This is a genomic window from Streptomyces aureocirculatus, assembly GCF_000720475.1.
Lineage (GTDB): Bacteria > Actinomycetota > Actinomycetes > Streptomycetales > Streptomycetaceae > Streptomyces > Streptomyces aureocirculatus.
Map to the genome: position 1 here is coordinate 80,383 of NZ_JOAP01000041.1, position 14,004 is coordinate 94,386.

Sequence of the window (14,004 nt, forward strand, 5' to 3'; positions counted from 1 at the left end):
GCGGGTGGCCATCCTTTTCCGCCGCTCCGCGGCGGGTGTTCTCTCACCCGCCCACTCGTTCCCCGGCGCGCGATGGTCCGGTACGACGCTCGCCCCGAGTTCTGAATCCAGCTTCCCGCGGTACGACATGGACTGGTCAGAATTGACGGCATCGCCCCGTACAGCGCCGCGGTGGGCATCTCCCGGGTGCGTGAGTTCGACCAGATCGACGTACCCGACTTCTCCGGAGAGCTCGACGGGCGCGGTACGGCCGCGGAACCTGTACGAGGCGCAACGCGCCCTGGACGAGTGACCACCGGCAAGGCCCGGCAGGGCGTCCGGTGGGCGCCGGTTCAGCCGAACGGGACCAGGCGGACCACCGTCACGGTCAGGACCGAACCGGACACGTAGTAGAGGACGATCGCGCCGCCGACCGTCGCCTCACGGCGGTCGGGCTCGGTGGGTTCCGCGGACACGGCGGTCGAACCGTGCCCGTAGGGGTCGCGGCCGAGCGTGCGGGCCATGGCCGCCCGGAAGGCTTCCGCGTCGGCCATCTTGGCGAGGGTGTCGTCGGCCGGTGGCGCGTACGTGATGCGATAGTTCCCGCTCCTGCGGTGACGGCTCACGCGATGCTCCGCCTCTCGGCCTCATCGGCGGCGAGGCGGGCGAGCAGGGCCTCGGCCTCCGGGTCGGGCACGGCCTCCAGCATCCAGTGCCGCATCACGGAGTGGATCTCGTCGACCCCGGCCTCGTTGATGGCGCGGTCGAACTCCGCGCGCCGCTCCTCCGGCAGCGCGGCGCGGATGTCCGGGATGGTGTTGGGGACGTCCACCTCCTCGCCGCCGATGAAGGTCTTCAGTGGTTCGGCCATGGTCAGGTCACTCTCCCTGCGGTCCAAGTGGATCCTGCGCTGGGCTCACGGTAGCTGCGGCGACCGGCGCGTTCACGGAGCCCACCGGAGCCGGCGCGATCTTCCCGGCCCCGGCGCCACCCGCGGCCTCCACGCCCTCCGCGGCCTCCACGCCCCCTGCGCCCTTCGCGGCCTCCACGCCCCCTGCGTCCTCTGCCCCCTCCGCGTCCGGCCCCACCGCCTCCGAAAGACCCCGCATCAGCCCCCAATACCCGAGCGCCGCGACCGTACCCACGACCGCGCACCCGCCCCACAGCCACTGCGCCCCGAGCCGGTCGATGAACAGGCCGGACATCAGGGGTGCCACCAGGGCGGCCACGGCCCACGACATCGTGTACATGCCCTGGTAGCGGCCGCGTCCATGGGTCGGCGAGAGCCGCACGACCAGGCCCGTCTGGGTGGGCGCGTTGACGATCTCGGCGAGCGTCCAGATCATCACGGTCACCACGAAGAGACCGACCGAACCGGCGAACGCGGTGAGCCCGAAACCGATGCCCGCGAGGAACGAGGACAGGACAAGGAGGCGCTGCGGGTCCCGGTGCTCGATGAACCGCGTGACCGGGATCTGCAGTACGACGATCATGACGCCGTTCACGGCGATGGCCACGCCGTAGTCGCTCGGCGAGAAACCCGCCTCGCCCATCGCGATCGGCAGCCCCACCGAGCCCTGCTGGAAGAGCAGGGCGACCAGGAAGGAAAGGCCGACGACACCCATGAACCGCCCGTCGCGCAGCACGGTGCCGAGCCCGACGCCGTCCGCGTCACCGCCCGCCGCACTCGGCTGCGGCCGTGACTCCGGCAGCTTCACGTACACGACGATCGCGCACACCAGCGTCATGGCGGCCTCGATCAGGAACCCCGCGAGATAGCTGTAGGAGGCGATGAAGCCAGCGCCCGCTGAGGAGATGGCGAAACCCAGGTTGATGGCCCAGTAGTTGAGCGAGAAGGCGCGCACCCGGTCCTCGGGGCGCACGATGTCCGCCATCATCGCCTGCACGGCGGGCCGCGAGGCGTTGCTCGCCATGCCGACGAGGAAGGCGACACCGGCGATCGCGACCGGGTGCTGCATAAAGCCGAGCAGCGCCACGGAGGCGGCCGTCGAGGTCTGCGCGATCAGCAGCGTCGGGCGCCGCCCGAGCCGGTCGGTCATCACACCGGCGCCGAGCGAGGAGACGACACCACCGAGACCGTGCAGAGCGGCGACGAGCCCGGCGTACGTGGCCGAGTACCCGCGGTCCAGGGTCAGGTAGAGCGCCATGAACGTGGCGACGAACGCCCCGAGCCGGTTGACCAGGGTGCTGGTCCACAGCCACCAGAAGGCCGGGGGCATGCCCGAGACGGAGTCCTTGACGGCACGTCTGACTGCGGCGACTGACATGGTTCCCCCGAGGCGATGCGAGCGGTAGTTGTAAGTGCCCAAACCGGCGAGCACAAATTACTTCGCCGTCGAGCACCCTCGCCACCCGATTGACGCCGCTGGTCAATCGTCCCGGCGCCCGCTCCGGGGCGCGGCCGCTCGGACGGTTCGATTACGCTCGGGGGCATGGCCGACGCACCGTACAAGCTGATCCTCCTCCGCCACGGCGAGAGCGAATGGAACGCGAAGAACCTGTTCACCGGCTGGGTGGACGTCAACCTGAACGAGAAGGGCGAGAAGGAGGCGGTCCGCGGCGGTGAGCTGCTCAAGGACGCCGGCCTGCTCCCCGACGTGGTCCACACCTCGCTCCAGAAGCGCGCGATCCGCACCGCGCAGCTCGCTCTGGAATCAGCCGACCGCCACTGGATCCCCGTACACCGGTCGTGGCGCCTGAACGAGCGCCACTACGGCGCGCTCCAGGGCAAGGACAAGGCCCAGACCCTCGCCGAGTTCGGCGAGGAGCAGTTCATGCTGTGGCGCCGCTCGTACGACACCCCGCCGCCGCCCCTGGACCGCGACGCGGAGTACTCCCAGTTCTCCGACCCGCGCTACGCGACGCTCCCGCCGGAGCTGCGCCCGCAGACGGAGTGCCTCAAGGACGTCGTCGTCCGGATGCTCCCGTACTGGTTCGACGCCATCGTCCCCGACCTCCTCACGGGCCGCACCGTCCTCGTCGCCGCCCACGGCAACAGCCTCCGCGCCCTGGTCAAGCACCTGGACAACATCTCCGACGCCGACATCGCGGGCCTGAACATCCCCACAGGCATCCCCCTGTCCTACGAACTGGACGCCGACTTCAAGCCCCTGAACCCGGGCGGCACCTACCTCGACCCGGACGCCGCGAAGGCAGCGATCGAGGCGGTCAAGAACCAGGGCAAGAAGAAGTAAGCCTGACGCTTACTCCCGCTTCCCCCGGCTTTCCAGGCCCCTTGCCCGCGACTTTCCAGGCCCCTTGCCCCCGGTTTCCCGTGGGCAGGGGGCCTGTTGCATGGCTGGTGGGGAGGGAGTGGCGGGGGGAGACGGCGTCCCCGCGCACGGGAGGCGACGACCCGCGCGCAGGGGCACGGTCGCGCACAAGTGCGCCGTTGACGCGCCCCGCCGCTGTGGGCGTGCAATGGACCGGCAGGCAGTACGTCTTCGCAGTACGCCTTCGAGGAGGAGACCATGGCCGAGTCCCCCAAGCCCGTCACCTGTTCCAGCGGTTGCCAGTGCGGTCCCGGCTGTAGCTGTGGCTGCCAGTCAGGCGGCCCGTGCCAGTGTGGCGGCGGTTGCGGCTGACGCACCGACGGATGCCGAAGGGTGGGCACCGCGCCCCGCAAGCGCGATGCCCACCCTTCGGGGCGCTCCCCGAAGGCGCTCCCCGAAGGCGTTACGCGCCCTCGACCGGCGCGCCGCCCGGCTGGATCTCGTCCGCGTGCTCACCCGTCACCAGGTACACGACCCGCTTGGCGACGGACACCGCGTGGTCCGCGAAGCGCTCGTAGTACCGGCCGAGCAGCGTCACGTCGACCGCCGTCTCGATGCCGTGCTTCCAGCGGTCGTCCATCAGGTGCTGGAACAGCGTGCGGTGCAGCAGGTCCATCTCGTCGTCGTCCTGTTCGAGCTGCAGCGCCAGATCGACGTCCTTCGTGATGATGACCTCCGCCGCCTTGGCCATCAGGCGCTGCGCGAGCTGCCCCATCTCCAGGATCGTCGCGTGCAGGTCGCGCGGCACCGCGGTGTCCGGGAAGCGCAGCCGGGCCAGCTTGGCCACGTGCTGGGCCAGGTCGCCGGAGCGCTCCAGGTCGGCGCTCATCCGCAGCGAGGTGACGACGATGCGCAGATCGGTCGCGACCGGCTGCTGCCGCGCCAGCAGGGCTATCGCCCGGGCCTCCAGCTCGTGCTGGAGGTCGTCGACCTTCTGGTCGGCGGCGATCACGCTCTCGGCCAGCTTCAGATCGGCGTCGAGCATGGCCGTGGTGGCGCGCCCGATCGCCGACCCGACAAGGCGGGCCATTTCGACCAGGCCATCGCCGATCGAGTCAAGTTCCTCGTGGTACGCGTCACGCATGTGGCTGTCCCTCTCTCGTACGTCACAGGGGGTCACCCCTACGCTCCCACGGTGCGGGGCGGACGCGACCGTTTAAGTCATCTCAAATGAATCAGCTCTGTCGTCAAGGTGAACTGTGGGCGACGGTGCCCCGTGCCGCCCCGGATGCGCCACACTGCACGCAGGGTCCCCAGCGGTGACCCCCGTCCCGCACCCGGAGGGCGTGCCCCGCACCGGAATCACCCGGTCCAGCAGGCCCTCCAGTCGAAATGAACCACTGCCGTCCCCATGGTGAACTCTGAGCGACGAGTGTTCGAGTGGCCACCCGGATGGCTGTGGGAGGTGCTCCGAACACGCATAACCTGGAGGCATGGACGTGAACGCGGCGGTCGCCGCAGCGGCAGCGATCGCCGGGGTGTGCACCGGCGTCATCGCCATGCTGGCGTTTCGCTGGAGCGAACGCGACCAGAAGAGGCCCACCAGGACATCCCTGCACACGGACCCGGTCCTTCCCCCCGGCGTCGACACGGTGCTCTCCGTGCTGCGCTCCTCCGCCGTCGTCCTAGACGAGGCGGACAGCGTGGTCAAGGCGAGCTCCGCGGCGTACGCCCTCGGACTGGTGCGCGGCGGCAAGCTCGCCGTCGAACCGATGCTGCAGATGGCCAGGGACACCCGGCGGGACGGCGAGATACGGCAGGTCGAGCTCGCCCTGCCGCGCCGGGGCACCGGGCGCGGTGACGCCCTCGCGGTCTCCGCGCGGGTCGCGCCGCTCGGCTCCCGCCTCGTGCTGCTCCTGGTCGAGGACCTCACGGAGGCCCGCCGGATCGAGGCCGTGCGCCGCGACTTCGTGGCGAACGTCAGCCACGAGCTCAAGACCCCGGTGGGCGCCCTCTCCCTGCTCTCCGAAGCCGTCATGGACGCCGCCGACGACCCCGAGGCCGTCGAACGCTTCGCCGGCCGGATGCAGAACGAGGCGACCCGCCTGACCAACCTCGTGCAGGAGCTCATCGACCTCTCCCGGGTGCAGAACGACGACCCGCTGGAGGACGCCGAGCCCGTCCGCGTCGACGAACTCGTGGGCGAGGCCATCGACCGCTGCCGCCACCAGGCGGGCACCAAGCAGATCACCATGGCCACGAACATGGCCGCGCCCGAGGGGCTCGGTCAGGGTCCAGGCCAGGGCGCCGCCGGTCGACGGCAGGCCGGCCTCGCCGACCTGCACGTCTGGGGCAACCGGGGCCAGCTCGCCGCGGCCCTCGGCAACCTCGTCGAGAACGCCGTCAACTACTCGCCGGCCCGCACCAGGGTCGGCATAGCCGCACGCCGGGTCACCGCACCGGGCGGAGACCTCATCGAGGTCGCGGTCACCGACCAGGGCATCGGAATCTCCGACAAGGACAAGGAGCGCATCTTCGAGCGCTTCTACCGCGTCGACCCGGCCCGCTCGCGCGCCACCGGCGGGACCGGTCTCGGCCTCGCCATCGTCAAGCACGTGGCCGCCTCGCACGGCGGGGAGGTCACCGTGTGGAGCTCGGAGGGACAGGGCTCCACCTTCACGCTGCGCCTGCCCGAGGCAGCCGCGGCCCGCGACCGCGGAGCCGGACACGGCTTCGCGGCGGACGGCGCGCACCAGGGCGCAAGGCCCGACGACACAACTGCATACGAACCCATTCCTGCCGCCCCGGAGGTCCTTCCGTGACCCGAGTGCTCGTCGTCGAGGACGAGGAGTCCTTCAGCGATGCCCTGTCGTACATGCTCCGCAAGGAGGGCTTCGAGGTCGCGATCGCGGCCACCGGCCCGGACGGCCTGGACGAGTTCGAGCGCAATGGCGCCGACCTCGTCCTGCTCGACCTGATGCTGCCCGGCCTGCCCGGCACCGAGGTGTGCCGCCAGTTGCGCAGCCGCTCGAACGTGCCGGTGATCATGGTCACCGCCAAGGACAGCGAGATCGACAAGGTCGTCGGACTGGAAATAGGAGCCGACGACTACGTCACCAAGCCCTTCTCATCGCGCGAACTGGTGGCCCGCATCCGCGCGGTGCTGCGCCGCCGGGGCGAGCCGGAGGAGGTCGCCCCGCAGGCCCTGGAGGCGGGGCCGGTCCGCATGGACGTCGACCGCCACGTGGTCACCGTCTCCGGCTCCAAGGTCGACCTGCCCCTGAAGGAGTTCGACCTCCTGGAGATGCTGCTGCGCAACGCGGGCCGCGTCCTCACCCGTATGCAGCTCATCGACCGCGTCTGGGGCGCCGACTACGTGGGCGACACCAAGACCCTTGACGTGCACGTCAAGCGCCTGCGCGCCAAGATCGAGCCGGACCCGGGGGCGCCGCGCTACCTGGTGACGGTCCGCGGTCTCGGCTACAAGTTCGAGCCGTAAACCGACACCTGACCACCGACACCCAAGCAGGAAGGGCGGGAACCCCTGGGGGTTCCCGCCCTTCCTGCTGCTCCCTGCGTACGTGGCGTACGGCTGCCTACGTGGCGTAGGGCTGCCTACGTGGCGTAGGGCTGCCTACGTGGCGTACGGCTTCGTACGAGGTGCGTACGGCTGCGTACGAGGCGTCGGCGCCGTCAGTGCTGCGCGGTCGCCCCTTCGTCGTGCCCGGCGTCGCCCTGCGCGCCGCTCACCGCGTTGTTCGCGCCGTCCGCCGGCGGCTTGGCGTCGTCGCCCGACTGGGTTCCCTCGCCGGACGGCGTCCCGGTGTCCGCGCCGTTCGATTCGCCCGACGGATTGCCGGAGGCCGCACCGGACGGCTTGCCCGAGGGCTTGCCGGACCTGTCGCCCGAGGGCTTGCCCGACGGCTTCCCGTCCGGGCTCTTGGGGAGCTCGCTCGGGCCCCACTTCTTGAAGTAGCTCTCGGCCGGGACGACGAACGTCTTCAGCTTCACATCGCCGGTCTTGCTGAAGGCGAAGGTGACAGGCTGCGCGTTGCCGTCCTTGACGGCCTCACGGCTCGAGGGCAGGACCGCGGAGGCGTTGTCCTTGCCGCCGATCGTGACGGAGCCGCCTGCCGGGATGGTCAGACCGCCGCCCTTGCCCTTCTTCCGGCCCTTGGCGGGGGACAGCTCGGCCTTCTTGCCGGCGCCGTTGACGGTGATCGCGTCGAGGGTCTGGTCGGTGTCGCCGTTGTTGAAGACCGTCGCGGCGAACACGGCGGGGCCGGTCGACTCACGATCGGGCTGCGTGATGATCATGGCGTTCTGGATCTTGATGTCGCCGACGGCGATCGCCGCGTTGTCCGGCTTGATCTCCATCGTGTCGGCGTTGTTTCCGGCACCGCAGGCGGTGAGTGAGGCGAGCGAGAACGCGAGGGCGGTGGCGGCGATGGCGCCGCGTCGAAGGCTGCGGCTCACGGCGGCGGCAACTCCTAGAACGAGGGCGGTAACGGATGGCGGGCAGCCGGTCGACCGCCCTAAGGGTGTGTCAGCGGGCTTAGGTTACCGAGCCGTTCCCGCGCCGCCGCACCCGACCCGCCCCTGCGGCCCGCGAGCCTCCCCGGTTCCTCGCGCCTCGGCCGCCCCGATGACCTGCTGCGGGCTCGTGCGGCCTCCTGGGGCCTCCTGTTCGTCCGGCGCTTCGCATTCTTATAACCGCACGCAACGCCGCGCGGGCATTTTTCCGCAAGAAATGCGCCACCTCTCCGGGAATTCGCCAGGCGGAGGATCGGATGGGAGATCAGACGGGAGATCAGGTGGGAGATCGGAGGAAGGCCGAGGTGGGAACGGCGGAAGAACAGGGAGTGGATCATCACCGCCCGACGGCGGGCGGATCGGAGCGCGCTTCGGGCGCTCCCGGCGCTCCCCGCGACTTGATCAATTCCTGATTCACCTAGTCGGCTTGCGCGTGCCGTCGATGGCCGAACGGAGTAGCGAAAGTTCACCCACGGGAACCCGGCAAACCGGGACGTTCGTCCCCTTGGGGCGCCCTCCCGGGGTGCGCAACATGGACGTTTCACCTCCGCCGGACAGCGGCTCCCACCTGCGAATACCCCCTTCCGCGGCCCTCGCGCAGCACGTTCCTGTCGCTGTTGTCAAGCCCCGAGATATGCCCTGACCTGCGAAAACGCCATTCAGAAGACGCCGTATCCGTGTTACCCTGGATAGCCACGGAAGGGGTACCTGTCACATGACGTTCAAGGTTGGCGACACCGTGGTCTATCCCCATCACGGGGCCGCGCTGATCGAGGCTATCGAAACTCGCCAGATCAAAGGCGTGGACAAGACCTACTTGGTGCTGAAGGTCGCCCAGGGCGACTTGACGGTACGTGTGCCAGCGGACAATGCGGAGTTCGTCGGTGTGCGTGATGTGGTCGGGCAGGACGGCCTGGACCGGGTCTTCGAAGTACTGCGCGCGCCGTACGCCGAAGAGCCCACGAACTGGTCGCGCCGTTACAAGGCAAATCTCGAAAAGCTCGCCTCCGGCGATGTCATCAAGGTCGCGGAAGTCGTCCGTGACCTGTGGCGTCGGGAGCGCGAGCGCGGACTTTCCGCAGGTGAGAAGCGCATGCTCGCCAAGGCCCGCCAGATCCTGGTGAGCGAACTCGCCCTCGCGGAGAACACCAACGAGGACAAGGCCGAGGCCCTGCTCGACGAGGTGCTCGCGTCCTGACCGACGCGCGCACGAAGCAGTGCATGGTCAAAGCGCACGACCAAGCGGTGCACGGTCAAGCAGTGCACGACCATGCGTGACGTGCGAGCAGAGAAGCACACATTGCCGCGGTGCCCGATGACTCCGAAAGGTGTTGCCGGGCACTGCGGCATACCCGTCTCCGGGTGGTCTTCCCCCGGTACACGTGGTCATTCCCCCCGTGCATACACCGTGCGTACACGTGGTCGTTCCCCCGGCGTTCTGGCGTGCCGGGCTCGGGCAGCTTGCTCGACCAGATGTCACGGAAGGGTCCGGTCAAGGCTCTCGCCCGGCACTCCCCCAGCTCTGATACTGCTCCAAGCAGGGGGTACCCCCAGGCCATACCCACGTCGCCCGAGCACACAAACCTGAACGGAACCGATGTCTGACGCATCTACCGCGGCGGTCCGGCCCGGCCCCGGAAACGCCGCGCAGCCCCAGGTCCGCCGACCGCGCACCGCGGCCGTGATCCCCGCCGCAGGGCGCGGAGTGCGGCTCGGCCCGGGCGCCCCCAAGGCGCTGCGCGCGCTGAACGGCACACCCATGCTCGTCCACGCCGTGCGTGCCATGGCCGCATCGCGGGCCGTCTCGCTCGTCGTGGTCGTGGCCCCGCCGGACGGCGCCGCCGAGGTCAAGACCCTGCTCACCGACCACGCCCTGCCCGAGCGCACCGACGTCCTCGTCGTGTCCGGCGGCGCGACCCGCCAGGAGTCCGTGCGTCTCGGCCTGGACGCGCTGCCGCCCGGCATCGACATCGTGCTCGTGCACGACGCGGCCCGCCCCCTGGTCCCCGTCGACACCGTCGACGGGGTCATCGAGGCCGTCCGCGACGGGGCTCCCGCCGTGGTCCCCGCCCTTCCGGTCACCGACACGGTCAAGGAAGTCGCCCCCGCGGGACCCGCGGCCCCCGCCGGTTCCGCCGCCCCGGGCACGCCCGAGCCCGTCGTCGCCACCCCGGACAGGGCCCGCCTGCGCGCCGTGCAGACGCCCCAGGGCTTCGACCGCGCCACCCTGCTGCGCGCGCACGAGGCCGCCGTCGTCGGGGACGGTGCCACGGACGACGCCGGACTCGTGGAACGCCTCGGCGAGCCGGTCGTGCTCGTACCCGGCCACGAGGAGGCGTTCAAGGTGACCCGGCCGCTCGACCTCGTACTCGCCGAGGCCGTACTCGCCCGCAGGAGGGCCAACGATGGCTTCTGACGCACCGCGCACCACCGCGGCGCGCACCGTCACGGCGCACACCCCCGCGTCGCCGTTCCCGTTGCCGCAGGTCGGCATCGGCACCGACATCCACGCCTTCGAAGAGGGCCGTGAGCTGTGGTGTGCCGGCCTCAAGTGGGAGGGGGAGGGGCCCGGTCTCGCCGGGCACTCCGACGCGGACGTCGTCGCGCACGCCGCGTGCAACGCGCTGTTCTCCGCCGCGGGTCTCGGCGACCTCGGCGCGCACTTCGGCACCGGGCGCCCCGAGTGGGCCGGCGCCTCCGGGCTCGCGCTGCTCACCGAGGCGGCGCGGATCGTGCGGGACGCGGGATTCGTGATCGGCAATGTGGCCGTGCAGGTCGTCGGCCCCCGGCCGAAGATCGGCAAGCGGCGCGAGGAAGCGCAGAAGGTCCTCTCTGAGGCAGCGGGCGCCCCTGTCACGGTCTCCGGGGCGACCACCGACGGGCTCGGCTTTCTCGGCCGGGGGGATGGGCTGGCCGCCGTTGCCACGGCGCTGGTTGTCCGGGGCGCCTAGGGGCGGGGCGGGCTCCGGGCACCCGCATGCCCCCGTGCCGTAAGCCGTCTTGTCGGCGCTCCGCGCCTCGTCCTCAAGCGCCGGACGGGCTAGAAATAGCCCGTCCGGCGCTTGAGGACGAGCGCGCCAGCGCACCGTGGCGTGGAAATCCCCGGGCGGTCGGGTGTGCCGGCGGATGATCGGGTACTCCGGCACATATCCGACCGCACCCGCCCGGACGGGCACCCGCAGGGAGACACCGTGACCGCAGCAATGTCCGACAAGCTCAAGGCACTCCTCGACACCCCGGTCTTCATCGTCGTCGGCACCGTCCAGCCCGACGGCAGCCCCCAGCTTTCACCGGTCTGGGTGAAGCGGGACGGGAACGACGTCGTCTTCTCCACCACCGTGGGGCGCCAGAAGGAGAAGAACCTGCGCCGCGACCCGCGCGTGACGGTGCTCCTCCAGCCCTTCGACGCGCCCTACACGTACGCGGAGATCCGCGGCACCGCCACCATCTCCAGCGAGGGCGGCCAGGAGCTCATCGACGAACTGTCGCTCAAGTACACCGGCCAGCGGTACGCCGAGTTCAACCCGAGGTCCGGCGAGGACGGCCCGCGCGTGGTCGTGCGGGTCACGCCCCGCAAGGTGACCGGACGGCTCTGAGGACACCGGCTCGGCACCGGCGCGTCACAGTTGGGTGCCCTGTGTCCCCCGGGGGCGCGGGGCACTGTCCTTCGCCCACTACCCTGGAGTGGTGACGATTCGCCTGTACGACACCAGCGCCCGGCAGATCCGTGACTTCAGCCCCCTCGTCGAAGGCTGTGTCTCGATCTACCTCTGCGGCGCCACGGTGCAGGCAGCCCCGCACATCGGACACATCAGGTCGGGCCTCAACTTCGACATCATGCGCCGCTGGTTCGCCCACCGCGGCTACGACGTGACGTTCATCCGCAACGTCACGGACATCGACGACAAGATCATCAAGAAGTCCGCGGAACAGGGCCGCCCCTGGTGGTCCATCGGGTACGAGAACGAGCGCGCCTTCAACAGCGGCTACGACGTCCTCGGCTGCCTGCCCCCCACCTACGAACCGCGCGCCACCGGCCACATCACCGAGATGATCGAGATGATGCGCGGCCTGATCGAGCGCGGCCACGCCTACGAGGCCGACGGCAACGTCTACTTCGACGTGCGGTCCTTCCCCGGGTACCTGGCGCTCTCCAACCAGGAGCTCGACAACCTGCTCCAGCCCGAGGGCGAGGGCGAGACCGGCAAGCGCGACCCGCGCGACTTCGCCATGTGGAAGGCGGCCAAGCCGGGGGAGCCGAGCTGGGAGACGCCCTGGGGCCGCGGCAGGCCCGGCTGGCACCTGGAGTGCTCCGCCATGGCGCACAAGTACCTGGGCGCGGAGTTCGACATCCACGGCGGCGGCATCGACCTGATCTTCCCGCACCACGAGAACGAGATCGCCCAGGCCAAGGCCTTCGGCGACACCTTCGCGCGGTACTGGGTGCACAACGGCTGGGTCACCATGAGCGGCGAGAAGATGTCGAAGTCGCTCGGCAACTCGGTGCTCGTGAGCGAGATGGTCAAGCAGTGGCGTCCGATCGTCCTGCGCTACTACCTCGGCACCCCGCACTACCGCTCGATGATCGAGTACAGCGAGGAGGCCCTGCGCGAGGCCGAGTCCGCGTTCGCGCGCATCGAGGGCTTCGTGCAGCGCGTGGTGGAGAAGGCCGGGGGCGCCGTCGAGCCCGCCGCCGAGGTGCCGCCCGCGTTCGCCGACGCGATGGACGACGACCTGGGCGTCCCGCAGGCGCTCGCGATCGTGCACACCACGGTCCGGCAGGGCAACTCCGCGCTCGCCGCCGACGACAAGGAAGCCGCCGTGGCGCGCCTCGCCGAGGTGCGGGCCATGCTCGGCGTCCTCGGCCTCGACCCGCTCGACCCGCACTGGGCGGGCGGCGACGGCGACGGCGGCGAAGACCTGCACGGCGTCGTCGACACCCTCGTACGCCTCGTACTCGACCAGCGCGAGGCCGCCCGCGCCCGCAAGGACTGGGGCACCGCCGACGCCATCCGCGACCAGCTCGGCCAGTCGGGCCTCGTCATCGAGGACAGCCCCGCGGGCCCCCGCTGGACGCTCGGGCCGCGCTAACCCGGTACGCGTGCTGATGTGCCGCCCGCGGACACGGGCGGCACACTGCATGTACGTACGTACATCGCACAGACACAACAGACACCGACGACGCACCGACGCTTCGACGCACACGAGACTTCCGATGCGTCCGCACGCCCCGCGCGCGGACGCAAACCCGCTTCACACAGACAGGTAGGTCATGGCCGCTAACAACCGCCGCATGTCCGGCAAGAAGGGCGCGCAGGTCGGCAGCGGCGGCAAGCGGCGCCGGGCCCTAGAGGGCAAGGGGCCCACGCCGCCCGCCGAGATGCGCAAGGGGCACCAGAAGCAGCGCGCCGCCCAGGCCAAGGCGCGCCGCGTCACCGGCAGGCAGGCCCCCCGTGGCCGGGGCGGCAAGTCGGCGTCCGAGATGGTCGTCGGCCGCAACCCCGTCTACGAGGCGCTGCGCGGTGGCGTGCCCGCCACGACGCTGTACGTCCAGCAGTTCATCGACAACGACGAGCGCGTCCGCGAGGCGCTCCAGCTCGCCACCGAGCGCGGTGACATCCACCTGATGGAGGCGCCGCGCGCCGAGCTGGACCGGATGACGAACGGCCTCAACCACCAGGGCCTGGTGCTCCAGGTGCCGCCGTACGAGTACGCGCACGCCGAGGACCTCGCCGCGGCCGCCTACGACCGGGGCGAGGACCCGCTCATCGTCGCCCTTGACGGCGTGACCGACCCGCGCAACCTCGGCGCGGTCGTCCGCTCCGTCTCCGCCTTCGCCGGGCACGGCGTCCTGGTGCCCGAGCGCCGGGCCGCGGGGATGACGGCCAGCGCCTGGAAGACGTCGGCGGGCACGGCGGCGCGCACACCGGTCGCGCGCGCCACCAACCTCACCCGCGCCCTGGAGGCGTACAAGAAGGCGGGCATCGCCATCGTCGGCCTCGCCGCCGACGGCGACCACGAGATCGGTGATCTGGACGCCCTGGCGGGCCCCGTCGTCATCGTCGTGGGCAGCGAGGGCAAGGGCCTGTCCCGGCTCGTCGGCGAGACCTGCGACTTCCGGGTGCGCATCCCCATGCCCGGCGGCGCGGAGTCGCTGAACGCCGGTGTGGCCGCGGGTGTGGTGCTGTACGAGGCGGCGCGCCGCAGGCGCTGACGGCGCCGCGGGCCGGACCCCGTCGAGCACCCCGGTAACGGGTGC

General features: G+C 70.7%; 14 protein-coding genes. 9 read left to right on the top strand and 5 right to left on the bottom strand.

Features of this window, described 5'->3' with window-relative positions; translation table 11 throughout:
* Positions 1–332: 332 nt before the first annotated feature.
* The 3 genes from IG78_RS0130720 to IG78_RS0130730 all read right to left on the bottom strand — a co-directional run bounded on the left by IG78_RS0130720 (position 333) and on the right by IG78_RS0130730 (position 2,267).
* Entirely contained in the window at positions 333–533 is a 201-nt protein-coding gene (locus IG78_RS0130720) for a hypothetical protein (protein WP_051853076.1), read from the bottom strand.
* 68 nt (positions 534–601) lie between these two features.
* The gene (locus IG78_RS0130725; RefSeq protein WP_030569110.1) at positions 602–850 is read right to left on the bottom strand and encodes a hypothetical protein; all 249 of its coding nucleotides are present in this window, start codon (positions 848–850) and stop codon (positions 602–604) included.
* Positions 851–857: 7 nt separating this feature from the next.
* Positions 858–2,267, bottom strand: coding sequence for an MDR family MFS transporter (locus IG78_RS0130730; RefSeq protein ID WP_078965719.1), 1,410 nt, complete (start codon positions 2,265–2,267; stop codon positions 858–860).
* A gap of 165 nt (positions 2,268–2,432) precedes the next feature.
* Here IG78_RS0130730 and IG78_RS0130735 point away from each other — a divergent pair, with 165 nt between their 5' ends.
* Positions 2,433–3,194 carry a phosphoglyceromutase gene (locus tag IG78_RS0130735; RefSeq protein ID WP_030569116.1) on the top strand — a complete coding sequence of 254 codons (762 nt, stop codon included), beginning with the start codon at positions 2,433–2,435 and terminating at the stop codon, positions 3,192–3,194.
* Positions 3,195–3,675: 481 nt separating this feature from the next.
* Here IG78_RS0130735 and phoU read toward each other — a convergent pair whose 3' ends face one another.
* Positions 3,676–4,356 carry a phosphate signaling complex protein PhoU gene (phoU, locus tag IG78_RS0130740; protein ID WP_030569118.1) on the bottom strand — a complete coding sequence of 227 codons (681 nt, stop codon included), beginning with the start codon at positions 4,354–4,356 and terminating at the stop codon, positions 3,676–3,678.
* Positions 4,357–4,705: 349 nt separating this feature from the next.
* Here phoU and phoR point away from each other — a divergent pair, with 349 nt between their 5' ends.
* Together phoR and phoP are read left to right on the top strand one after the other, a co-directional pair.
* Positions 4,706–6,034 carry a two-component system sensor histidine kinase PhoR gene (gene phoR, locus IG78_RS0130745; RefSeq protein WP_030569121.1) on the top strand — a complete coding sequence of 443 codons (1,329 nt, stop codon included), beginning with the start codon at positions 4,706–4,708 and terminating at the stop codon, positions 6,032–6,034.
* On the top strand, positions 6,031–6,711 hold the full coding sequence (gene phoP, locus IG78_RS0130750; RefSeq protein WP_030362171.1) for a two-component system response regulator PhoP: 681 nt from the start codon (positions 6,031–6,033) through the stop codon (positions 6,709–6,711). Before phoR ends, phoP begins: the two co-directional genes overlap by 4 nt.
* A 194-nt stretch (positions 6,712–6,905) precedes the next feature.
* On the opposite strand, the gene IG78_RS0130755 is transcribed toward phoP, so the two are convergent.
* A complete protein-coding gene (locus IG78_RS0130755) occupies positions 6,906–7,688 on the bottom strand; it encodes a copper chaperone PCu(A)C domain-containing protein (RefSeq protein ID WP_030569124.1) in 783 nt (260 codons plus the stop codon).
* Between the two features lie 772 nt (positions 7,689–8,460).
* Here IG78_RS0130755 and IG78_RS0130760 point away from each other — a divergent pair.
* The 6 genes from IG78_RS0130760 (at position 8,461) to rlmB (ending at position 13,959) form a co-directional block, all read left to right on the top strand.
* Entirely contained in the window at positions 8,461–8,943 is a 483-nt protein-coding gene (locus tag IG78_RS0130760; RefSeq protein ID WP_003953493.1) for a CarD family transcriptional regulator, read from the top strand.
* Positions 8,944–9,342: 399 nt separating this feature from the next.
* Complete coding sequence (gene ispD / locus IG78_RS0130765; RefSeq protein ID WP_030569127.1) at positions 9,343–10,161, top strand: 2-C-methyl-D-erythritol 4-phosphate cytidylyltransferase; 819 nt, start codon at positions 9,343–9,345, stop codon at positions 10,159–10,161.
* Entirely contained in the window at positions 10,151–10,696 is a 546-nt protein-coding gene (ispF, locus tag IG78_RS0130770) for a 2-C-methyl-D-erythritol 2,4-cyclodiphosphate synthase (RefSeq protein WP_078965721.1), read from the top strand. Before ispD ends, ispF begins: the two co-directional genes overlap by 11 nt.
* 240 nt (positions 10,697–10,936) lie before the next feature.
* Positions 10,937–11,341 (top strand): PPOX class F420-dependent oxidoreductase, encoded by a 405-nt coding sequence (locus IG78_RS0130775; RefSeq protein ID WP_030569133.1) that lies wholly within the window; start codon positions 10,937–10,939, stop codon positions 11,339–11,341.
* 91 nt (positions 11,342–11,432) lie between these two features.
* Positions 11,433–12,836: a cysteine--tRNA ligase gene (gene cysS / locus IG78_RS0130780; RefSeq protein WP_030569135.1), complete on the top strand. Its 1,404-nt coding sequence runs from the start codon at positions 11,433–11,435 to the stop codon at positions 12,834–12,836.
* A 181-nt stretch (positions 12,837–13,017) separates the two neighbouring features.
* On the top strand, positions 13,018–13,959 hold the full coding sequence (gene rlmB, locus IG78_RS0130785) for a 23S rRNA (guanosine(2251)-2'-O)-methyltransferase RlmB (protein WP_030569138.1): 942 nt from the start codon (positions 13,018–13,020) through the stop codon (positions 13,957–13,959).
* The last annotated feature ends 45 nt before the right edge of the window (positions 13,960–14,004 follow it).